Consider the following 21,172-nt stretch of genomic DNA (forward strand, 5'->3'; position numbering starts at 1 on the left):
GCGTCGCCGACGGTGACGTCGGCTGCGGCTCTGGCTACGGCTAGGTCTATGACGGCTAGCGCCTCGCTCCGATCCAGCGAGCCACGCCGACGAGCCGCTTCGTATCGAGCGGCTCGGCTGGGTCCAACGTTGCGCACTGCCGGAAGTAAGCGCTCAAGTCCCGCCCGATGCCCAGCCCGACCACGTCCACGTCACGCAGCGTTTGATGGTGCAAAAGCACCTCCTTCAGATGCGCATCGAGATAGGTCGCGTCGTTGGCCTGCGCAGTCGCTGCATCCATCGGGCTGCCGTCCGAGATGACGACGAGGATCCGCCGCGCGACCGGCAGCGCGGCCAGCCGCGAGCATGCCCACTCGACGGCCTCGCCGTCCACGCCCTCGCGAAAAAGATCGGCCTTGAACAGTGCGGCGATGTCGGTGCGCGCACGCCGCCAACTATCGTTCGCGCGCTTGAACACCATATGGCAAAGCTCGTTCAGGCGTCCCGGATGCGACGGCCGTGCAGACGCGAGCCACTGGAGCCGCGCGCGCCCGCCATTCCATGCGCCCGTCGTGAAACCGAGCACTTCGGTTGGAAGCCCCGCTTGCTCGCTCGCGCGCGCAAGGCTATCGACCAGCACGGCAATCGTTTCGATCTGCGCCTTCATCGACGCCGAGCAGTCGATCAGAAAAGCGATTGCACAATCGCCGTGCGGACGCATCCGTTCTTGCATGAACACGCGCCGCTCGGCGGGCGAGCTGACGATCTGTGCCAAACGACGTCCGTCGATGCGTCCGTCTTCCTCGCCGAACGACCACCCGTCCCTGCGCGGGACGGCGAGCGCTGCCTGCAACTCGCGCGCAATGCGTGCGCTGTTGATGCCGCTTTCAGCAATGCGCTCGTCCAGCTTCGCGCGGTAGTCGCGCAGCAGCGGCCGCCGGGCCAGCGCTGCTGCGCGCACCTCGCGGTCGAACTGCGTCGTGTATGCCCGGTAACCCTGCGCGGACCGATCCAGGCTTCGGCTTGAGCCCGGCGCCGCGCTTTCAGCACCGGCCTCGTGCGATTCGTCGAAGTCCACCCAGAGGGAGAACGCGGTCAACGCATCGTCGGGTTTTCGCTCGTCATCGCCGCTATCGCCGAACCTGGCGCGCGCATGCGCGAGCATCGATGCGATCCGATGCGCCAATTCGCGCGCGTGCCGTGCATAGGCGCGTTGTTCGAAACGATGGCGGCGCAACCCCGCCAGGTCCGTGCCGATCTGTGTGACGATTCCGGCACGCGTACCCTCGATGAGATCCTCCGTTTCGCCGAGCACGGGCCAACCCGTCACGCGCGACCATGCAATTTGCACGACCGTGTAGACGAGGATGCCGAGGTGATCGTCGGCAAGGCCCGCCCTGAAATAGCCGCGCGACCATGACTCGAAGCGATCGCGCAGATTGCGCGCAAGCCCGTGCATGCCCGGCGCAGGCTGGGCCTCGCAGCGAATCTGCTCGAAAATCTCGAACAGCAAACGCTCGATGTAGGGCGTCGGCGATAAGGACCGGTGCAACGCCGCATCCGAATGCACGAGTCGCATCGCCGCGCAATCGGCTGCGCCGCGCAGCAAAGCGAAGTCGTCCTGCGTCGCGTCGCTGCGCAGATGCGGCGCATGCAAAGGCAACGGCCGCACCTGCCGGCACAACCGTCCGCTTCGATAATGCAAAGCGGCATCGCCGGTCAGCGCGCGGGCCACCGCCGCGCACAAGCGTTCGCGGCGCACCGCGGCGCACACGGCATCAGGCGCGGACGTCGTCATGTCGGCTTCAAGGCGCCGCCGCCCGCTTCGGCTTCGTGCCCTGCCTCGCCCAGTTCAACGCCGAAGCAGCGCTGATAGTATTCGCTGACGATCGGACGTTCCGATTCGTCGCATTTATTCAGGAAGGTGAGGCGAAATGCGAGTTCGGTGTCCTTGAAAATCTGGCAGTTCTCCGCCCAGTTGATCACCGTGCGCGGCGACATCAGTGTCGACAGATCGCCCGCGGCGAAACCTCGGCGCGTGAGCGCCGCCATCGCGACCATCTGCTCGACGCCCGCCCGCCCGGCCGGATCGTCCATCTCCGGCACACGAGCCAGCACGATGTCGGCCTCCTGCTCGGGCGGCAGATAGCTCAGCTTCGCGACGACGTTCCAACGGTCCATCTGCGCGTGGTTGAGCATCTGCGTGCCGTGGTAAAGCCCGTTCAGGTTGCCGAGGCCGACGGTATTGGACGTGGCGAAAAGCCGAAAGTACGGATGCGGGCGAATCACGCGATTCTGATCGAGCAGCGTGAGACTGCCATCGCGCTCGAGGATGCGCTGAATCACGAACATGACGTCGGGCCGGCCCGCGTCGTATTCGTCGAAGATCAACGCAACGGGCCGCTGCAGCGCCCACGGCACGATCCCTTCCTGGAACTCGGTGATCTGCCGGTCCTCGCGCACGACGATGGCGTCCTTGCCCACCAGGTCCAACCGGCTGATATGACCATCCAGATTCACACGCACACACGGCCAGTTCAGCCGCGCAGCGACTTGTTCGATATGGGTCGATTTACCGGTGCCGTGCAGGCCCTGCACCATCACGCGCCGATTGCGCATGAAGCCGGCAAGGATCGCAAGCGTGACGTCCGGATTGAACCGGTAGGCCGGATCGACATCGGGCACGTGATCGTCGCGCTCGGCGAACATGGGCGCCATCAAACCCGTGTCGATGCCGAAGCACTCGCGCACCGATACTCTTCCATCGGGCCTGTCCTGCATGAAATCCATCGTCACCGCTTTCTCCTTTGCCTCGCCGCCGAGCCGTTCGCGCCTCGAACCACATCGTATCGTCCGCCCCCGGGCCGCCCATAGCGCCAGTGACGCCGTTTCAGTGGGTACAGCGCCGTGCGGCGCGCAGCGCCCGTCGCTTTTGATCCCGAATCGATACTTTCCGTTTCAGTTTGGTCCGCGCAGCGGGGATAGGTCTTGCGCCGTCCTTCGCCATCCGCGACAGTGAGGCGACCCCTGCGCGGCACGCATTTGCGCCGCCTCGCAGGCGCTGTCAGGAGACCTTTTCATGGAACCGGAAGTCGACTATGTCATCGTCGGCGCGGGATCGGCGGGATGTGTATTGGCCAACCGCCTGAGCGCCGATCCGCGCAACAGCGTCCTGTTGCTCGAAGCCGGGGGCGCCGACACCAATCCGTGGATCCACGTGCCGGTGGGCTATTTCAAGACCATGCACGACCCCGAGCTCGACTGGTGCTACCGCACCGAGCCCGACTCCAATGTCGCCGGCCGCAGCATCGATTGGCCGCGCGGCAAAGTGCTCGGCGGGTCCAGCTCGCTCAACGGCCTGCTCTATGTGCGCGGGCAGCGCGAGGATTACGATCGCTGGGCCGAACTGGGCAACCGCGGCTGGAGCTACGCCGAGGTGCTGCCCTACTTCAAGAAATCCGAAGATCAGGAACGCGGTGCGAACGCCTATCACGGCGTGGGCGGGCCGTTGAAAGTGTCCGATCTCCGATTGCGCCGGCCCATCGCCGATCACTTCATCGCTGCCGCGCAGGAAATCGGCATCCCTTTCAATCCCGACTACAACGGTGCGACGCAAGAAGGCGTCGGTTACTTCCAGCAGACGGCCCACAAAGGGTTTCGATGTAGCACCGCAAAAGGCTTTCTGAAACCGGCGCGCGGGCGCCGCAATTTGCGCGTTCTCACGCATGCCCAGGCCTGCTGCGTGCGCTTTGCGGGCAAGCGCGCGATCGGCGTCGAATACTTGCAAGGCGGCGAGCGCAAGTTCGTGTGCGCACGCGCCGAAGTGATTCTCGCCTCCGGCGCGATCGGTTCGCCGCAGCTTCTGCAGCACTCGGGCGTCGGCCCGGCGAGCGTGCTGCAACGCGCCGGCGTGCCGGTGCTGTTCGATCTGCCCGGTGTCGGCCGGAACCTGCAAGATCATCTGCAAGTTCGGCTCGTGTACCGCACGCGCGAGCGCACGCTCAACGACGAAGTCAATCACCCGCTGCGCAAAGCGTGGATCGGCATGCAGTACGCGCTGTGGCGCACCGGCCCGCTGACGCTTGCCGCGAGCCAGGTCGCCATCTTTACGCGTTCGCGCCCCGACGTCGATCGGCCCGACATCCAATTTCACATGCAGCCGCTCAGCGCCGATAAGCCCGGACAAGGCGCGCATCGGTTCTCCGCCTTTACGGCGTCGGTGTGCCAACTGCGGCCGTTCAGCCGCGGCCATATCGAGATCGTCTCGCCCGATCCGCTGCGCTATCCGCTGATCCACGCCAATTATTTGTCCGACGAACGCGATCACCCGGTCGTCGTCGGCGGGATCAAAGTCGCTCGGCGCATCGCTGCCGCGCCATCGCTCGCGCCGCAAATCCTGTCCGAATTCACCCCGGGTGCGCACTACCGCAGCGATGCCGAATTGCTCGATGCAGCCCGAGAATTCAGTCAGTCCATCTACCATCCCGCGTGCACCTGCAAGATGGGCAACAACGCGCTCGCCGTCGTGGACGAGCGCCTGCGCGTGCGCGGAGTCGCCCGCTTGCGCGTCGTCGATGCGTCGATCATGCCGGAGCTCGTGTCGGGCAACACCAACGCGCCGGTCATCATGATCGCCGAGAAGGCAGCCGACATGATCCTCGAAGACCGCGCGATGCAAGCGGTCTCGCAGCTCGAACCGGCCGCCGCCGGCGTGTGACGGGTCCGCGCCCACTCAGCGCCACCACCGCAGCGGCCGGCGCAGCGAATGGCGTTCGAGCCGCACGGACGGCGCGGCGTCGAGAAAGGCGAATGCGCGGCGCGCTGCCGGCCCCTCCTCACGCTCGCGTTCCTCGTCGGCTTCCACGGTACGCGCCGTGTCGATGAACAAGGCGGCGACCAGACCCAATGCGAGCAAACCGGCCGAGACCATGAACGGCGCGTTGTAGCTGCCGGTGTGTTCGATCAGATACCCGAACGCAACGGGAGAAATCATTCCCGCGATGCCGAACCCCGTGTTCATCATCCCGCCCGCAGTCCCGGCATACTTGCCGGCGATGTCGAGCGGCAGCGTCCACAGCACCGGATTCGTGATTTCCAGAAAGAAGAACGAGCCGGTGAGCAGCCATACCGCCGTCAGCGGATCGGCGACCGAAATCATCGGCAAGAGAAATGCGAGCGAACCGCCCATGCCCACGACGAGCACGGAGCAACGCGCAAGGCGCAGCCGCCCCGTGCTTTTGTAGATGCGATCCGACACCACGCCGCCCAACGTGTCGCCCACCACCCCGGCGAGCAGCGGCAATGCCGTGAAGAGCGCGAGATGCTTCAGATCGAAGCCTCGCGATTCCTTCAGGTACGACGGCAGCCACGTCAAATAGACCCACAACAGCCAGCCATAACAAAAGTCGACGAACGTGACGAGCCACATACGCCGGATCAGCTTGCGCCACGGCGTAGGCGCACGCTTGGCTCGCTCGCAATCGCCGCTTCGGTAGCCGATCTCCGCGGTTTCCTCCTGCGTGATGCGACGATTCTGCTCGGGCGTGTTCGTGAATACGAACAAATAGAGCACGGTCCAAGCGAGGCTCGCGACGCCCAGCAAGATGAACGCATCGCGCCAGCCTCCCGCGACGACGACGGCGAGCACGAGCGGCGGCGTCACGGCCCCGCCCAGCCGAGCGAAGCTGTGCGTGATCCCTTGTGCGAAGCCCCGCTCGCGCACGGGCATCCAGTAGGTGAAGGCACGCGTCGCAGAGGGGAATGCCCCTCCTTCGCCGATCCCGAGCAGGAAGCGAAGCACGACGAGCGTCGCGACACTGCCGGCGAATCCCGTCGCCAGCGTGGCCGCGCCCCAAATCAGCGAGAGCACGGTGAGGACGACTTTCGGGCCAAATTTGTCCGACAAGCATCCGCCGATGATCTGCATTGCCGCGTACGGGTAAGCGAATGCCGAGAAAACGAGGCCGAGTTGCACGGTGGTCAGGCCCATTTCGTGGCGGATCAGCGGCCCTGCGACCGCGATGTTCACGCGGTCGATGTACGAGATGAAGTACATGAGGCACATGACCGCCAAAATGATGTGGCGCGTCTTCACGCGCTGCGCACGTTGTTTCATGTCGATGTCTCCTACCGTGTCTTTCTTGGGAAATTCGGTGTCTTTATCGGGCCGGGCGCGAGCGCTGCCGGCGCCGCTGTCGGGCCGCCCCTGCGCGTTCGCAACCCGCGCTAGGTGCCCGTCAGTCGGGCGGCGGCACGACGAGCTTCAGGCGCTGCACCTTGCCGGACGGGCCGCGCGGCAGTTCGCTGACGAAATGGAATTCCTTCGGCGTCTTGTACCGTCCCAGTTCCCGCAGGCAGTGCGCGCGCAACTCCTCGGCGTCGGGCGCGCCGTTCCAATGCGCCTCGCGGGCGACCACGAACGCGACGATCTCCTGCCCGTAAGCCGGATCGGGCACGCCCACCGCGGCCGCGTCGAACACGCCCGGGTGGCGCAGTAGCGCTTCGTCGATTTCGCGCGGCGCGATGTTCTCGCCGCCTTTGATGATCAGTTCCTTCGCGCGGCCGTTGATGTAGAAATAGCCGTCGTCGTCGCGGTACCCGAGATCGCCCGTACGCAGCCAGCCGTCCGCCGTGAAGGCCTTGGCGGTTTCGTCCGGCCGCTTGTAGTAGCCCTGCATGATTTGCTCGCCGCGCAGCACGATTTCACCGGCCTCGTATGGCGCGCATTCGCGGCCCTCTCGATCGATCACCTTGGCCTGCGCTCCCGAGGGCAGTCCGATGCTGCCGATGCGCCGCAATGCCGGCTCATACGGGTTGCTGAAGACCGGCGCGGCCGTTTCGGTCATCCCCATCGTTTCGATGATGCCGATGCCAAAGCGCGCCTCGAACGCGCGATGATGGTCGGCGGGAAGCGCCGCCGACGCCGTGCGGCAAAACCTGAGCGCCGAGAGGTCGCACCCTTCCGGTTGTTCCCCGCTCAGCAAATACGCGACGATCGTCGGCACGAGGTTGATCCAGGTGCAGCGCGAGCGCGAAACATCCTGCCAGAACGTGCGCGCCGAAAAACGCGGTGTCATCACGACCGAGCCACCGTGGTAAAGCGGCGCGAGCAGCGTCACGACGAGGCCATTGATGTGATAAAGCGGCAACGATGCGAGCACGCGGTCGCCCATGCCGAGCCGGTGCTCGGCGCTGATGTTGCGGGCATTGGCCAGTAGATTGCCGTGGCTCAGCAGCACGCCTTTGGGCGCGCCGGTCGTGCCGGACGTGTACATCAACAACGCGATGTCGTTCGGCTCGACGCAAGCTTGCACGGGATCTTCGTCCACGGGTTCTTCCTCGGCTCCCGCCGCCGCGGTTTCGGCCAGCGCGAGACGGCGCGCCGCCAGCGCCGGCAATTCGAGCGCATCGGGCGCCGTACGGACGAGCGTAATGTTTCGCCTAGGCGCTTGCTCGGAAAGCGCCGAGCAAGCGCCCGCGATCGCCTCGGCCGTCTCGTCGCAGACGAAAATCATCCGGGTATCCGAGTGCTCGACGATGTAGCGCAACTGCGAAGCCTGACACAGCAGGTTCAGAGGATGAACGACGAGCCCGCTATACATCGCCCCGAGCAGCAGCGTAGCCGTCTGCATGCCGTTGCCCATGAACACGGATACGACGTCGCCCCGCCGCAGTCCCGCCGCCCGAAAGCCTGCCTCGAGCGCGCGGCACTGCGCACGCAGCACGGAGAAGGTGATCGCCGTTGCCTCATCGGTACGCGCGTCATCGTTTGCGGAGGCGGTCAACAGAAACGGCTCGTCTGGAGATTGCATCGCGCGCATATCGATCAAGGCGCGCAGCGTCGTAGGCGTTTTCATCGGCCGACGCTCCTGAAGTATTCGCCGAGCAGCGCGTCGACTTCGGGCACGCGCTCCTCGATCGGATACGCCACCCGCGTCACGTTCAGGTAATAGCGGTAATCGAGGTTGCCCGAAAAATTGTTGCGTCCCCAGGTGCCGCATCCCATCGACAGCGAGAAGGGCAGCCCGTTGTTGAAGTTGCCGCCCGTTGCGAGGCAATGCGCTTGATTGACGATCACACGCGCAACGGGCAGGTGCTCGCCCAATTGGACTGCGTGATCGAGGTGCGCGGTATGCAAGCCCACCGAGTGGCCCGCGCCCATATAGGCGTAGAGCTCGCGCACGATGCTGGCCGCCGCCTCGAAATCGCTTGCACGATAGAGCGCAAGCACAGGCGCGAGCTTTTCGCCCGAAAACGGGTGCTCGACCCCGAAGCCGCTTTCCTCGACCATCAAAAACGCCGGCTCGCGCGCTGCGATCTCGTCGAGCCCGGCCGTTTGCGCGATACGCGCCGCCGGCTTTGCGGTGCAGTGTTCCGAGAGCTTGCCGTCGCGCCACATCGCCGCTTGCAGCCGGGCTTTTTGTGCCGCATCGAGCAATACGCCCCCGCATCGTTGCAGCGCACCGAGCATCGCGTCATAGATCGCATCCTCGATAACGACGCTGTTTTCGGAAGAGCAGCTCGTCGCGTTGTCGAACGTCTTGGACAGCGCGATCTTGCGCGCCGCATCGTCGAGAACGGCCGAGCGTTCGACGATCGACGCGACATTGCCCGCGCCAACGCCGAAAGCCGGTGTCCCGCTCGCGTAGGCCATGCGTACGTTCGCTTGCGAGCCCGTGGCGACGACGAGGTCCGCTCGGGCCATCAACTCGGCGCTGGCCGCTTTGCTGACGGGGGCCGGTAGCAGTTGCACGAGCGCCCGGTCGAGCCCGGCTTTGTCAAACTGCTGATGAATGAACTCGACGAGCAGCGCGCACGACGTATACCCCTTGGGCGATGGCGATACGATCACTGCGTTGCCGCATTTGAGCGCGTTGACGATCTTGTTCGCGGGCGTGGCCGCAGGGTTGGTGGATGGCGTCACCGCAGCCACTACGCCGACCGCCCGCGCGATCTCGACGATACCGCGCTCGGCGTCGCGTGCGATCACGCCGCAAGTGGGCTTGCCGTGCAAATCGCGCAGCAGCCCCAGCGTCTTGCGGAAGTTCTTTTGAACTTTGTCCTCGACATTGCCGAGGCCGGTGTCGCGCACCGCGAGCTCGGCGAGGCGGCGATTGCGGCCCGGCTCCATGATCGCCCAGGCCGCCGCGGCCGCAGCCGTATCGAGCGCCGTTTGGCCAGCGTGTTCGAAGACGCGCTGCGCCTCGCGTGCGCGGGCGACGAGCGCACCCACCTCGCTCCTCACGTCGTCCGCAGCCGGCGAGCTTGCCGTTTCGGCCGTTGTAGCCCTCACATTCATACACGCTCCCATTGCGATAAAGATTGGCGGTACAGCCAATCTAAGCGGCGGCGAGAGCGCACGAGTCCCGTTTCCTGACCATTCGTCGACTGCGCCCGCTCGCGGAGGAAAAAACGCGAATTTCGGGACTTCCCCCAGTCCCGAAAACCGCAAGATCCGATACACAATGAAGGCGGCGCGGCGAGCCCGCCTGATGCCTGATGGGGAGAGAGCATGTCGGGATCGAATCAGTCGAATGCGGCGGCGGTGCGAGCGTTTCGTGTGCTCGAAACGTTGGCGGCGGCTGGCCGCCCCTTATCGATGATGGATCTTGCAACCACGCTCGACCTGCCGAAACAGACGATGCACCGCATCCTCGTACAGTTGACCGATGCGTGGCTCGTCACGCGCGGTGCGGGCGACAAACGCTACGAGTGTTCGCCGCGCGTGCGCATGCTGGCCGTAAACGTGCTCATGCATGCCGGCCCGGCTGCCGCGCGCCATGTATTGCTCGAGCAACTCGTGGCGAAGATCGGCGAGACATGCAACTTGACGATGCTGTCGGGCAACGACGTCGTCTATATCGACCGCGTGGAAACGGAGTGGCCGTTGCGCATGCATTTGCAGCCGGGGTCGCACGTGCCGCTGCATTGTTCCGCCAGCGGCAAGCTCTTGATCAGTTTTCTGCCGAAGGATCGGCGCGAACGCGTGATCGACACCCTACCGCTACGGCCCTATTCCGAGCGCACGATCACGAGCCGCGACGTGCTGCGCAAGGAGCTTGCGTTGACGCGCCGGCGCCGGTTGGCGGTCAACGACCAGGAGCACCTTCAGGGGCTCATCGCCATCGCGGTGCCTGTCATGCTCGACCGTCACCGCGCCTGCGCCGCCATCGCGGTGCAGGCGCCGGTCGGGCGGCTCACGCTACAGGATTTGCTAGCCTTCGAACCGGATTTGCGGCACGCCGCCGAAGAAACCGCCAAGACGTTCCGTGATTGACGCGACGGCGATCGAGTCCGTGCCGCGGCGGCGCATTGGGCTCACGCCGCCATTACAAGGCCGACGACTCAGTGCTTGATCGCCTGTATCGCGACTCACCGCTCGCGGAACGCCTCGGCCTTCGCGCGATTGCCGCAGGTCCGCATATCGCACCAACGCCGCCCGGCGCCGCGGCCACGATCGACGAAGAACCAGGTGCAGCGGCCACACTGGCGTACCCGGCCCAAGTCTTCGCTGCGCATCAGGTGCTCGAAAGCGAGCGCAACCGAATCGATCCAGCGCCATGCCGTCTGCACGTCGGGCCGCCATACGAATCGGCCGTCGAAAGTCGTGAACGTGCTGCGACCGATCGCGTCCCGGATCGCCGCGGCAAGCCCGTCCAAGGCTCGCCGATCGCCAACCCCGCTCGTCACATGGACGATCGCCGCGTACGCGTCTTCACGGAAACGATGGAGCGCTGTCAGCTGCTCCGCGCCCTCCCATTCCGGCTGCTGACGGAAACGCGTCAGGTCAGCCGGCGCGAGTAGTCCTGCAGCCGCAGCCCAAGTGTGCACGTCGTGCCATTGCACGAGCTTCTCTTCCATGCGCGTCTTGCCCTTGTCGGCCACCGTATTGAGAAAATCCAACGCAGGGTGACCACCGACCAGGTCGGCGTCGCTCCATCGATGCCCTTGAGGCGAATGTTGATTCGAAGTAACCATTAATTTCGATTTGACGGTTGCGCCTGCACCCGACGACGAGTAACCTATTATACGCATATAACAGGTTACGGAGAGGTGCAACGATGCTCGAACTCACCAACCGCTTCAACTTCGAAGGCCATCGGATCGCGTGGGGCAAGCTGGGCGACGGCCCGCCCCTTGTGCTCGTACATGGCACGCCGTTCTCGTCGCAGGTGTGGCGCCGGATAGCGCCGTGGCTCTCGCTGACGCGCCGCGTTTTCTTCTACGATCTGCTCGGGTACGGCCAATCCGACATGCCGGACGCGGACGTGTCGCTGGGCATGCAGAACAGGCTGTTTGCCGCGATGCTGCGCGAATGGGGCATCGAGCGCCCGCAGGTGCTCGCCCACGATTATGGCGGCGCGACAGTGCTGCGCGCGCATTTCCTCGATGGCATCGACTACGCCGAGCTGACGCTCGTGAACCCTGTCGGGATCACGCCGCAAGGTTCCCCGTTCGTGCAGCACGTGGCGCAGTACCAAGCCGCATTCACCGGGCTGCCGCCCTATGCGCATCGCGCCCTCGTCTCGGCGTATATCAGTAATGCGGTTGCACGCCCGATGAGCGAGGAAGCGTTGGCAATCCATCGGTCGCCGTGGCTGACGGCGACCGGCCAGGCCGCCTTCTATCGGCAGATCGCTCAGATGGACCAGCGCTATGTCGCCGAGGCCGAGGCGCGCTATGCGCCGCCGGATTTCCCGGTCCGTATCGTCTGGGGTGAGAGCGACGCCTGGATTCCGCTCGAACAGGGGCAGGCGCTCGCGGACCGGATCGCGCACGGCATGCTGATCACGGTGCCGGGTGCCGGGCATCTCGTCCAGGAGGATGCGCCCGAAGCGATCGTCTGCGCAGTGCTCGGCGGAGCCGGCCGTTGAACGTCACCTGTTCGCGCTTCATCACGCGCGTTGCTCGTTGCTTGCGCCGCCATTACGTCTCGAAGGGGTTTGGCTCTCGGGCACCGCTACTCGCGAAATCATCCGCGCATGATTCATAATCTCCCTGCGACCGGTCCTATCTCCAGCAGCAGGGGACAAGGACCGAGATCGTCCATGGGGTCTTCGAGCGGGTCCAGAACAGTCTATTGACATGCAACACACGATAACCAACTTCGAGCTTTTAGGCCGACTCGTTTTTGCAGCGCTGCTTGGCAGCGCCATTGGCTTCGAGCGCGAGCGGATGAACTGGGCCGCCGGATTGCGCACACACATGCTCGTGTGTGTGGGCTCGTCGTTGATCATGTTGGTCTCGGCGTTCGGATTCGCGGATGTGTTGGGCGAAAAGAACGTCGTACTCGATCCGTCACGGATCGCCGCCCAGGTCGTATCGGGCATCGGTTTCCTCGGAGCCGGTTCGATTCTTCTGCGCGGGGAGATCGTGCGTGGACTCACGACGGCCGCGAGCCTGTGGTCCGTCGCAGGCGTCGGCCTGGCGGTCGGTGGTGGGATGTACACTGCCGCTATCGGCGCCACCATCATCATCCTGGTCATTCTTGCCGGGGTGAAACCGCTCGAACGTCGTTTTATTTCGGTCAAGCAACAGCGCAGTATCCACATGCTGGTCGAGCGCGGCAGCGTGTCGCTCGATAGTGTTCACGAGGCCCTCGGTACGGGTAGCGTCCGGGTCAAGCAGTTCATCGTCCAGCAGTCCGAAGACGATCCCGAACTCGACGACGTGCAGATCGGACTGTCTCGCACCGCGGACAGCGACTTCGCCGCTATCTGTGCGCGACTGGCGGCAATGTCCGGCGTTCGCGAATGCCGAAACGCCGGATGACGGCCTTCTCGGGTCACTGATCACCGATCACCGCTCAGCGCGGCCACATCCGCACCGCGAGCGCGGCCAGCGACGACACCACCGCAAGCGCGATCACGCCAGCCCAGCCCCATTGCGCCAGAGCCAAGCTACCAATGCCCGCCCCCGCCGCCATGCCGATGAACATTCCGACGAACAGCACCGCATTCAAACGGCTACGCGACGCAGGATCGATGCCGTAGACGATCGTCTGATGTGCGATCAACGTCGCCTGCACACCAAGATCGAAGCCGACCGTCGCGAGCGCAAGCACGACCAGGTGCGTATGAGGCGCCATCGTCAGACCGATTGCCATCGCCGCGAACGAAAGCGTCGCAATAGCAATGCCGATGCGCGTGACCAACTCCGGCCCGCGGCGATCGGCCAAGCGCCCGGCAATGGGCGCGGCCAACGCGCCGGCCGCACCGGCAAGACCGAATGCGCCCGCCACCGAGCTGCCGAGGTGAAACGGCGCGCCGTGCAGCATGACAGCCAGCGTCGACCAGAACGCGCTGAAGCCCACTGAAAGCAGCCCTTGCGCGAACGCGGCGCGACGCAACGCGCGATGATGCCACCACAGATGTGCGAGCGAGCCGATCAAGGCGCGATACGACAGATGCGTCGTCGGCTTGAACGACGGCAGTCCCCGCCAAGCAGCCGCGCCGATCGCTGCGACGCTTGCCGCCGCAGCGAAGAACATTGCCCGCCAGCTCGCATGCTCGGCGACGAAACCGCTCACAACGCGCGACAGCAAAATGCCGAGCAACAATCCCGTCATCACCGTTCCGACCACCTTGCCGCGACTCGTGTCGGGCGCAAGCGTGGCCGCCGCAGGCACGATGTCCTGCACCATCGTCGCCGCCAAGCCGATCGCGAAACTGGCTGCCAGCAAGTATCCGATCGACGGGGAAACCGCCGCGAGCAACAAAGCGCCGACGAGCGCAGTGGCCTTGACGAGAATCACGCGGCGCCGATCGAACCGGTCGCCGAGCGGCGCAAGCAGCAAGATGCCGAGCGCGTAGCCGAGCTGGGTCAGCATCGGCACCATTCCAACAACGCGTGTGGACGCGCCGAGATGAGTCTCGAGTATGCCGAGCATCGGCTGGCTGTAATAAAGCGTGGCAACGCCAAGGCCGGCGGCAGCCGCGAGCAGCAACACCAGGCGAGGACTGAGCGCAGCTGTCGAGCCTTGCGTCCGCGCGGTCTGCGGTAAAGCCGAGGACGCTGCATCGAAGGTCTGTGAAGTGGACATCGTCGGATCCTTATTCGGGTGTCGAATCAATGGACGCGAGTGTGACGTTCCTGTCATCGCCCTGGTAGTACCGCACGGCGCAGATTTGTTATACGCTGAGCGTATGACAACAAAACCTCGCCCTTTCGCCGCCCCAGGCGCCCGCCCGCACAGCTCGGAAGGTTTCACGGACAGTGCGAGCCAGCGTTTCGAGCTCATGGAAACGTTCGTGCGTATAGTCGAGGCCGGCAGCTTGTCGGCTGCCGCGACGCAAATGCGAACGACACAGCCCACGATCAGCCGCCGCTTGCAGGCGCTCGAACGGTCGCTCGGCGTGCGACTGCTGCAGCGCACGACGCATGCGATGCGACTGACGGTCGATGGCGAACGGTGCTTCAAGCGCGCCAAGCAGTTGCTGGCGAGCTGGGCGTCGTTCGAGGCCGACGTACGCGGGGCGCAGGAGGAGCCCGAGGGATTGCTGCGAGTGGCGGTGCCGCACGCATTCGGTCAACACAGATTGGTCGAACCGCTGGCAACGTATTTGAGCGATCACCCGCGCGTATCGGTCGAGTGGTTGCTGCGCGACGATGTGCGGGATTTCATCGCCAACGGCATCGATTGCGCGATCCAGGTGGGCGAGCCCAGCGATCCCGCGGTGGTGGCGGTCCGGCTGTCGAATGTCTCGAGGATCGTGGCGGCTTCGCCGTCTTTGCTCGAATATGGCGCGGTGCCGGAAGAACCGGAACAACTGATGTCTCTACCGTGGCTCGCGTTGCGGACGTATTACCAAACCGAGTTGACGTTGACACATGCAGATACGGGCGAGAAGCGCCGCATCTCGATCAACCCGCGCATGAGCACGGACAACTTGTATGCGCTTCGCAGCGCGGCACTGCTCGGCATCGGTGCATGCGCGAGCTCGGCTTGGCTGCTTGCAGACGATCTCGCCGCGCAGCGCCTCGTCCACCTCGCGCCAAAGTGGCAGGCCGCGGCACTGCCCGTTTACATCATCTATCCGCACGCGCAGTTTTATCCATCTCGGTTGCTGCGGTTCGTCGCACTGATGCGTGAGGCCGTCCCGCTTGCGATAGGCGGCCTGTAGCGGATTCAGGCAATCCGCGCACCGACGGCCGCGACAATTGCGGCCGTCGGTCACGGGCCCGTCGAGGCCGAATCTACGCCCGACGGATCAGTTTCCAAAGAACGAGAAGCACCACCGCGCCGGCCGTCGCCGTTATGATCGATGCGATGAACCCGCCGCCAATGTGAATCCCCAGCACCCCCGCGAGCCAGCCGCCCGCGAACGCGCCAATGATACCGACGACGATATCGCCCAGTAGCCCGAAGCCTCCGCCGCCCACGATCAAGCCTGCCAGCCAGCCTGCGATGGCGCCGATCACGAGCCAAACGATAATTCCATGTGCTGCCATTTACATTCTCCTTTTGTCGTCACGGTGGCACTCCCCGCTATGCCCTCGCTGTGTCGGGCGATGTAGGGTAGCGGCTTGAAACGAAGAAATCTGTCAAAAATTGTTAGAACCGCAGGAACCAGATGAAAGCAAGCGACACCCCCGATACGGCTCGGAACCGCGCCGGCACTCGCAATATCGCATTGGCGGCGAGCCTCGCTTTGATCGCCTTCTCGCTGCGCACGCCGATTACGAGCGTGGGCCCGATCCTGCTGGAAGCGGTTCGCGCAACCGGGCTGACAACCACCGGCGCGAGTTTGCTGACTACCCTTCCCTCGCTCTGCTTCGGGTTGTTCGGGCCGATTGCGCCGATGCTGTCTCGTCGTATGGGCAGCGAACGGGCGTTGCTTCTCCTGCTGACGCTGCTTGCCGCGGGCACGGCATTGCGGGTCATCCCGTCCTGGCAGCTTCTGTATCTCGGTCAGGTGGTGGCCTGTTTCTCGATTGGTTTGATGAACGTGCTGCTGCCCGGCGTCGTCAAGCGCGATTTTCCGCATCACGTCGCGCTCATGACCGGGCTCTACAGTGCCGCGATGTGCGCGGGCGCGGCGACCGCCGCGGCAGTCACGGCGCCAGCGGCAAACGCGATCGGGCAGCTATTCGGCAACACGAGCGGCAATGCGTGGGCATGGGCCTTGGCGATGTGGGCTCTGCCCGCTGTTTTCGCGATACTCATGTGGAGTACTCAACTCCCTCCCGCCGGCACGCGCATCGAAAGGACTTCACGCGTCGTGCGCGGTTTATGGCGAGACCCGCTCGCCTGGCAGGTCACGCTGTTCATGGGCTCGCAATCGTCATTGGCGTACATCGTGTTCGGCTGGCTTCCGACCGTTTTGCGCATGCGAGGCATGAGTGCGGTCGATGCGGGGCTCATGCTTTCGCTCAGCGTGATGGCGCAGGCCGCGGCCTCTTTGCTGCTGCCGTTTCTGATCGCGCGTCTACCTGACCAGCGCTGGGTGAACGTCGGCGCGTTGTTGCTGACCGGGCTGAGCCTCGTGGGTTGTTTCTTCGCGCCGATCTCGACGATGTGGGGCTGGGCAGTGTTGCTCGGCATCGCGCAGGGAAGCGCCTTCACACTTGCCCTCACGGTCATCGGGTTGCGCTCGGGCGATTCGCATGTTGCCGCTCAGCTCTCGAGTATGGCGCAAGGCATCGGCTATCTGATCGCGTCGAGCGGCCCCTTCATCGCGGGCTCGCTCCTGCATGCAACCGGCTCCCTTTACAGTCTGGCATTCCTGTGCGCCGCCGTCTGCGCCGTATCGGCAGGATTCGGTTATGCCGCGGGCCGGCGCGTGCATGTCCGAACCGGAGCATCGCCGCACGCATAGTCTTGAGTCCTCGGTCCGCCGAAACGCCGAGTTCGCGCTCGAACGCCTGAACGCCCGGACGCGCGCGTGCGACATTGCATCCGCCGCAAGCTGTGTCATCGATTCGTCACAGAGCGTCGACCCGGGCACCGGTACATTTTCCCCTTGTCTCAATATTTGACAGCGATAGCGGGAATCTTCCCGGTTTCAGTGTGGATGACGCAACAATACGGAAATCCCTACGGCGCCAATTCTTACTATTTCTCGCAAAGCGCCGTATCGTTTAACGACCGCTGCCCCGATGGCTCCCGGCCTGACCCGAACCCATCGGCGAAACGCCAATGGGGCATTGCGGCCACCGTCCGCGTATTCGATTCAGTCAATCGCGTATCAAACAATCCACTGCCCTACATCTTTTGAGTTGTTGAATACCCTGAACCATTGCATCGCAAAAACGAGAACGAGTCATGATGAGTTGTACTGACGAGCCCCACCTGTTCTGGTTCAGTCCGCGTGCACACGCCGCGCCCGCCAACATTCAAGCGCACGGAGCCGTTGCGCTTTCGTCGCCGTGCGAGCTCGACAACACCGAGCCTGCCGTTGTCTTCCTGGACTGCCGCGAGGCGGATGCGGCAAACGAATTGGCGAAGATGCGGGCCGAAACCGGCCCGAAACCCTACCTCATTCCCGTCATGCGCCAACTTACCGCGGAGCGTGTCGTTTCGCTCGTCGTGCACGGCGCCAACGATGCGGTCACGGAGCGGGACATCGAACAGCCCGAAGGCATCATTCGAGACGCGAAAGGGCATGCAGGCTTGATTGGTCTCGCACTCGGCACGCACGCCGGGCTCGCTCAAATGCAGGCTCATGCGAATGCCATGGGTTCACCGGTCTTCATGAAGGACGCTGAGGGCATCTATATCGGCTGCAACGATCGATTCGAGAATTTTCTCGGCTTCGGACGCGAGGCCGTCCAGGGCAAGACAGTGTATGACGTCGCGCCGTCGGAGCTTGCACTGACCTACCATCGTGCCGATCTTGACCTCGTGTCCTCGGGTGGGCTCCAAAGCTACGCCACCGGCGTGCGGCACGCCAGCGGCAAGATTCGCATGGTCCGCTTTTTCAAAAGTGCGATTCGCGACAGCGCTGGCCGCATCGCCGGTATCGTCGGCGCCATGCACGATATTGCCGATGTGCGCGGCCTGCGCGATACGCATGCCGAGTTTCAATCGGTCGCCAGCGAAATCAACGCCGAACTCGGCGGCGCACACGGGGCCGCGTCGGCAGTCGACCCCGACGCGCCCGTCGTCGAGCGCATCGCGCAACGCAACGCCGCTGCGCTCGCGCAGCTTTACAGGACTTATCACCGCCGTTTGACGCGTTTTCTCAATCGCATGAGCTGGAACGAGCAGTTGATCGAAGAGGTGATCAATGACACGTTCCTGGTTGTCTGGAACAAGGCCGCGCAATTCCGCTACGACTGTGCCGCATCGACCTGGATCATGAGCATTGCGTACCGTTGCGCGCTGAGCGCTTTGCGCCGCGAGCGTCACACTCGGCTGCTCGTACCGCTCGACGATTCGTACGCACTCATGCACTACTGGCACGACTATGAATCGAGCGATCTCATTTCCAAAGCACTCAACCTGCTGCCGGACGAACAGCGCCTGGTCATGTCGCTCGCCTACGTGCTCGGCCACTCCATGACGGAAATCGCCGACATCATCGATAGGCCGCCAGCCACCGTCAAGGCAATCCTGCACCGCGCCCGAAACAGTTTGCGGCGTGCGATGTCCACCCTCGGTCACTAACCGGGCGGCGATGTCCTGCTCCTCTTTTGGTACGATCGCGGCTTTCGTTCTCGTTTTGCCTCGTACCGATAGATGATCGAGCCCGTCCAGCAATTGCTTCTCTCGGCGAGAAAACTGGCGCTTGCCGGATGCGCACGCCTGCGGCGCCCCACGCGGCGGGGCATCGCACTCGCGCTCGCGGCGGTCCCCGTGCTGTTTGTGCTCTACGTCCTGGCGCTGATCCCTCTGACTCCCGGTATCGGCGACATCCGCAAGGCACGCGTCGATCGCCCCGCGCAGATTCTTTCGTCGGACGGAAAGCTGCTGGCCGAATTCAAGCCGTCGAACCGCGAATGGGTCAAGCTGGCCGATATCTCGCCGCGCGTCATCGATGCGCTGATCTCCACCGAGGACCATCGCTTCTACCAGCATCACGGTATCGACTGGCGGCGCACGATCGGTGCGGCGCTCCATACGTTCTCGGGCGACCGCCAAGGCGGCTCCACGATCACGCAACAGCTCGCCCGCAACCTCTATCCCGATGAAATCGGACGTGCGCCAACGCTCACACGCAAGCTCAAGGAAGCGATTACCGCGCTGAAGATCGAGGCGGTCTACCGCAAGGACGAGATTCTCGAGACCTACCTCAATACGGTGCCGTTCCTCTATAACGCGTACGGAATAGAAATGGCCGCGCGCACGTATTTCGACACGTCGGCCGCGGAACTCGACGCGCGCCAGGCCGCGACGCTCGTCGGGATGCTCAAAGGCAATGCCTATTACAACCCGCGGCTCAACCCCGCGCGAGCGCTGCAGCGACGCAACACGGTGCTTGCCCAGATGGTCAAATACGGGCGGCTCACGCCGGCCCAGTACGCGTCGCTGCAAGCGCGTCCGCTGGGCATCGATTTCGAGCGGCAGACCGAGCCGCCCGGACCCGCGCCTCATTTCGCGCAGCAGTTGCGCAAATGGCTGATCGCTTGGGCCGATCGCAACGACTACAACATCTATGCCGATGGCCTCGTCGTGCATACGACCATCGACGCGAGACTGCAGACGATGGCAACGCAGGCCGTCGCATCGCAGACGAGTCAGTTGCAGAGCATAGCGAACCGCGCCTGGTCGGGAAGAGAAGGTTGCTCCGCGGCCAATCCGACTTTCGTCGCGTTCATGCGCGAGACCGATCTTTACCGCGCCGCCCGCGCGGCGGGTCAAAGCGAGTCCGATACGGTGAAGCAACTGGCGCGCGATCCATCCTTCATGCGCGCACTCTGCACTGCGAAGACCGACATCCAGGCGGGTTTTCTCGCGATCGACCCGCGCACGGGCGAGATCCGCGCGTGGGTGGGCAGCCGCGACTTCGCGCGCGAGCCGTTCGATCACGTTCAACAAGCGCGGCGGCAACCTGGCTCGACATTCAAGCCGTTCGTCTATGGCGCCGCCTTTGCGGCCGGCGCGAAAGCCGACGACAAGCTCGTCGACCAACCCGTCGCAATCGCACTCAAGGGCGGGGAAATCTGGCGCCCCTCCGACGAAACACCTGCGAATGGCGACGCGTTCACGCTGCGGCGCGCGCTCGCCCTTTCGCGCAACCGGATCACCGCGCAGGTGATCGAACGCGTCGGCCCGGCCAAGGTCGCCCGGTTGGCCCGCGCGATGGGTGTGCGCGAGAGTCCGCTCGAAGAGGTGCCCTCGCTCGCACTCGGCACCAGTCCCGTGACGCTGAAAGAAATGGTCGCGGCCTATGGCACCATCGCCGACGACGGCGTGTACCGCGCACCGCAAATGGTCACGCAAATCGACGATGCGAACGGTAACGTGCTCGCCGAATTCGCTCCGGCACAAGCCGAGCGGGCGCTTGCCCCGGATGTCGATCGTACGCTCGTCGATGCAATGCGAGATGTCGTGAACTACGGCACCGGTTCATCGATTCGCAGCCGCTTCGGCATTCGCGCCGACGTTGCCGGCAAGACGGGCACGACGCAAGACGGCGCGGATGGATGGTTCATTCTCATGCATCCGGAATTGGTGGCAGGCGCGTGGGTAGGGTTCGACGACGGGCGCGTCACGCTGCGCAGCGATTATTGGGCGCAAGGCGCGCATACGGCATTACCGATCGTCGGGGAGTTCTTTCAGCGGGCGTTGCGTGCACGAATCGTCGATGCGCGCGTGCGATTCGATACGGTAGCGGAGCCTTCCGCGTTCGAACAATTCCGCTCGCGCTTGAGCGAACGGCTGCAAGGATGGCGCGAGGCGCTCTTCGGCGGCGCGCCGCGGCAACGAGCCGCGACCGGCGCGGTTCGGACTCCAGAGGCTCCGCGGCCGCCGTCCGCCAGTGCGAGCGAAGAGGCGAGCGCTGCAACGAACGTCAACGAATCCGCCGGCGCCGCGGTGCAGGATACTATCGAGACGCCGGCACAGCCGGCTGCGGCTGCGGCTGCGTCGGTGCCTGCGCCGGTGCCGGCGAGTATGTCGCAAGCAGCGTCCGCGCCGCCCCTCCCTGCTGTGCCCGATGCGGGCGGCGCGGCCTCGGAACCGGCGCAAACGGCGCCATCCGCACCGCCGGATATGGAGCGTGAAAGCGGCCCCCAACAGCAGTGACCAGCG

General features: G+C 64.4%; 16 protein-coding genes. 8 read left to right on the top strand and 8 right to left on the bottom strand.

Going from position 1 to position 21,172, the window contains the following annotated elements; translation table 11 throughout:
- Positions 1-55 precede the first annotated feature (55 nt).
- A complete protein-coding gene (locus tag ACR9ZC_RS03055) occupies positions 56-1,777 on the bottom strand; it encodes a cobaltochelatase CobT-related protein (protein WP_481579070.1) in 1,722 nt (573 codons plus the stop codon).
- The gene (locus ACR9ZC_RS03060) at positions 1,774-2,769 is read right to left on the bottom strand and encodes an AAA family ATPase (protein WP_481579704.1); all 996 of its coding nucleotides are present in this window, start codon (positions 2,767-2,769) and stop codon (positions 1,774-1,776) included. Before ACR9ZC_RS03060 ends, ACR9ZC_RS03055 begins: the two co-directional genes overlap by 4 nt.
- Positions 2,770-3,058: 289 nt before the next feature.
- On the opposite strand from ACR9ZC_RS03060, the gene ACR9ZC_RS03065 reads away from it, so the two are divergent.
- Positions 3,059-4,696, top strand: a complete 1,638-nt coding sequence (locus tag ACR9ZC_RS03065) for a GMC family oxidoreductase (protein WP_481579071.1) — start codon at positions 3,059-3,061, stop codon at positions 4,694-4,696.
- Positions 4,697-4,711: 15 nt separating this feature from the next.
- On the opposite strand, the gene ACR9ZC_RS03070 is transcribed toward ACR9ZC_RS03065, so the two are convergent.
- The 3 genes from ACR9ZC_RS03070 to sauS all read right to left on the bottom strand — a co-directional run bounded on the left by ACR9ZC_RS03070 (position 4,712) and on the right by sauS (position 9,277).
- Positions 4,712-6,094: an MFS transporter gene (locus ACR9ZC_RS03070; RefSeq protein ID WP_481579072.1), complete on the bottom strand. Its 1,383-nt coding sequence runs from the start codon at positions 6,092-6,094 to the stop codon at positions 4,712-4,714.
- Positions 6,095-6,215: 121 nt separating this feature from the next.
- Positions 6,216-7,835, bottom strand: coding sequence for an AMP-binding protein (locus ACR9ZC_RS03075; protein ID WP_481579073.1), 1,620 nt, complete (start codon positions 7,833-7,835; stop codon positions 6,216-6,218).
- Positions 7,832-9,277, bottom strand: coding sequence for an acylating sulfoacetaldehyde dehydrogenase (gene sauS / locus ACR9ZC_RS03080; RefSeq protein ID WP_481579074.1), 1,446 nt, complete (start codon positions 9,275-9,277; stop codon positions 7,832-7,834). Before sauS ends, ACR9ZC_RS03075 begins: the two co-directional genes overlap by 4 nt.
- A 213-nt stretch (positions 9,278-9,490) precedes the next feature.
- Here sauS and ACR9ZC_RS03085 point away from each other — a divergent pair, with 213 nt between their 5' ends.
- Entirely contained in the window at positions 9,491-10,255 is a 765-nt protein-coding gene (locus ACR9ZC_RS03085) for an IclR family transcriptional regulator (protein WP_331567808.1), read from the top strand.
- A gap of 95 nt (positions 10,256-10,350) precedes the next feature.
- Here the strand turns inward: ACR9ZC_RS03085 and ACR9ZC_RS03090 are convergent, their stop codons facing one another.
- Entirely contained in the window at positions 10,351-10,956 is a 606-nt protein-coding gene (locus ACR9ZC_RS03090) for a CGNR zinc finger domain-containing protein (protein WP_481579075.1), read from the bottom strand.
- Between the two features lie 83 nt (positions 10,957-11,039).
- Here ACR9ZC_RS03090 and ACR9ZC_RS03095 point away from each other — a divergent pair, with 83 nt between their 5' ends.
- Together ACR9ZC_RS03095 and ACR9ZC_RS03100 are read left to right on the top strand one after the other, a co-directional pair.
- Entirely contained in the window at positions 11,040-11,852 is an 813-nt protein-coding gene (locus tag ACR9ZC_RS03095) for an alpha/beta fold hydrolase (RefSeq protein ID WP_481579076.1), read from the top strand.
- A gap of 211 nt (positions 11,853-12,063) precedes the next feature.
- Positions 12,064-12,750 (top strand): MgtC/SapB family protein, encoded by a 687-nt coding sequence (locus ACR9ZC_RS03100; protein WP_440563188.1) that lies wholly within the window; start codon positions 12,064-12,066, stop codon positions 12,748-12,750.
- 34 nt (positions 12,751-12,784) lie between these two features.
- Here ACR9ZC_RS03100 and ACR9ZC_RS03105 read toward each other — a convergent pair whose 3' ends face one another.
- Positions 12,785-14,020 carry an MFS transporter gene (locus tag ACR9ZC_RS03105; protein WP_481579077.1) on the bottom strand — a complete coding sequence of 412 codons (1,236 nt, stop codon included), beginning with the start codon at positions 14,018-14,020 and terminating at the stop codon, positions 12,785-12,787.
- A gap of 103 nt (positions 14,021-14,123) precedes the next feature.
- Here ACR9ZC_RS03105 and ACR9ZC_RS03110 point away from each other — a divergent pair, with 103 nt between their 5' ends.
- On the top strand, positions 14,124-15,101 hold the full coding sequence (locus ACR9ZC_RS03110; protein ID WP_481579078.1) for a LysR family transcriptional regulator: 978 nt from the start codon (positions 14,124-14,126) through the stop codon (positions 15,099-15,101).
- A gap of 73 nt (positions 15,102-15,174) precedes the next feature.
- Here ACR9ZC_RS03110 and ACR9ZC_RS03115 read toward each other — a convergent pair whose 3' ends face one another.
- On the bottom strand, positions 15,175-15,429 hold the full coding sequence (locus ACR9ZC_RS03115) for a GlsB/YeaQ/YmgE family stress response membrane protein (RefSeq protein ID WP_173255638.1): 255 nt from the start codon (positions 15,427-15,429) through the stop codon (positions 15,175-15,177).
- Between the two features lie 122 nt (positions 15,430-15,551).
- On the opposite strand from ACR9ZC_RS03115, the gene ACR9ZC_RS03120 reads away from it, so the two are divergent.
- The 3 genes from ACR9ZC_RS03120 to ACR9ZC_RS03130 all read left to right on the top strand — a co-directional run bounded on the left by ACR9ZC_RS03120 (position 15,552) and on the right by ACR9ZC_RS03130 (position 21,166).
- Positions 15,552-16,796 carry an MFS transporter gene (locus ACR9ZC_RS03120; RefSeq protein ID WP_481579079.1) on the top strand — a complete coding sequence of 415 codons (1,245 nt, stop codon included), beginning with the start codon at positions 15,552-15,554 and terminating at the stop codon, positions 16,794-16,796.
- A gap of 446 nt (positions 16,797-17,242) precedes the next feature.
- Positions 17,243-18,586: an RNA polymerase sigma factor gene (locus tag ACR9ZC_RS03125; protein WP_481579080.1), complete on the top strand. Its 1,344-nt coding sequence runs from the start codon at positions 17,243-17,245 to the stop codon at positions 18,584-18,586.
- A gap of 72 nt (positions 18,587-18,658) precedes the next feature.
- Entirely contained in the window at positions 18,659-21,166 is a 2,508-nt protein-coding gene (locus tag ACR9ZC_RS03130; protein ID WP_481579081.1) for a penicillin-binding protein 1A, read from the top strand.
- Positions 21,167-21,172 lie beyond the last annotated feature (6 nt).

The organism is Trinickia sp. HAY1-2D (assembly GCF_056754935.1).

Excerpts from the sequence above, each read along its gene's own strand:
- ACR9ZC_RS03085 (WP_331567808.1), top strand. The coding sequence starts at position 9,491 with ATGTCGGGATCGAATCAGTCGAATGCGGCGGCGGTGCGAGCGTTTCGT.
- ACR9ZC_RS03110 (WP_481579078.1), top strand. The coding sequence starts at position 14,124 with ATGACAACAAAACCTCGCCCTTTCGCCGCCCCAGGCGCCCGCCCGCAC.
- ACR9ZC_RS03065 (WP_481579071.1), top strand. The coding sequence starts at position 3,059 with ATGGAACCGGAAGTCGACTATGTCATCGTCGGCGCGGGATCGGCGGGA.
- ACR9ZC_RS03105 (WP_481579077.1), bottom strand. The coding sequence starts at position 14,020 with ATGTCCACTTCACAGACCTTCGATGCAGCGTCCTCGGCTTTACCGCAG.
- ACR9ZC_RS03055 (WP_481579070.1), bottom strand. The coding sequence starts at position 1,777 with ATGACGACGTCCGCGCCTGATGCCGTGTGCGCCGCGGTGCGCCGCGAA.
- sauS (WP_481579074.1), bottom strand. The coding sequence starts at position 9,277 with ATGAATGTGAGGGCTACAACGGCCGAAACGGCAAGCTCGCCGGCTGCG.
- ACR9ZC_RS03075 (WP_481579073.1), bottom strand. The coding sequence starts at position 7,835 with ATGAAAACGCCTACGACGCTGCGCGCCTTGATCGATATGCGCGCGATG.
- ACR9ZC_RS03100 (WP_440563188.1), top strand. The coding sequence starts at position 12,064 with ATGCAACACACGATAACCAACTTCGAGCTTTTAGGCCGACTCGTTTTT.
- ACR9ZC_RS03120 (WP_481579079.1), top strand. The coding sequence starts at position 15,552 with ATGAAAGCAAGCGACACCCCCGATACGGCTCGGAACCGCGCCGGCACT.
- ACR9ZC_RS03090 (WP_481579075.1), bottom strand. The coding sequence starts at position 10,956 with ATGGTTACTTCGAATCAACATTCGCCTCAAGGGCATCGATGGAGCGAC.
- ACR9ZC_RS03070 (WP_481579072.1), bottom strand. The coding sequence starts at position 6,094 with ATGAAACAACGTGCGCAGCGCGTGAAGACGCGCCACATCATTTTGGCG.
- ACR9ZC_RS03115 (WP_173255638.1), bottom strand. The coding sequence starts at position 15,429 with ATGGCAGCACATGGAATTATCGTTTGGCTCGTGATCGGCGCCATCGCA.
- ACR9ZC_RS03095 (WP_481579076.1), top strand. The coding sequence starts at position 11,040 with ATGCTCGAACTCACCAACCGCTTCAACTTCGAAGGCCATCGGATCGCG.
- ACR9ZC_RS03130 (WP_481579081.1), top strand. The coding sequence starts at position 18,659 with ATGATCGAGCCCGTCCAGCAATTGCTTCTCTCGGCGAGAAAACTGGCG.
- ACR9ZC_RS03060 (WP_481579704.1), bottom strand. The coding sequence starts at position 2,769 with ATGGATTTCATGCAGGACAGGCCCGATGGAAGAGTATCGGTGCGCGAG.
- ACR9ZC_RS03125 (WP_481579080.1), top strand. The coding sequence starts at position 17,243 with ATGATGAGTTGTACTGACGAGCCCCACCTGTTCTGGTTCAGTCCGCGT.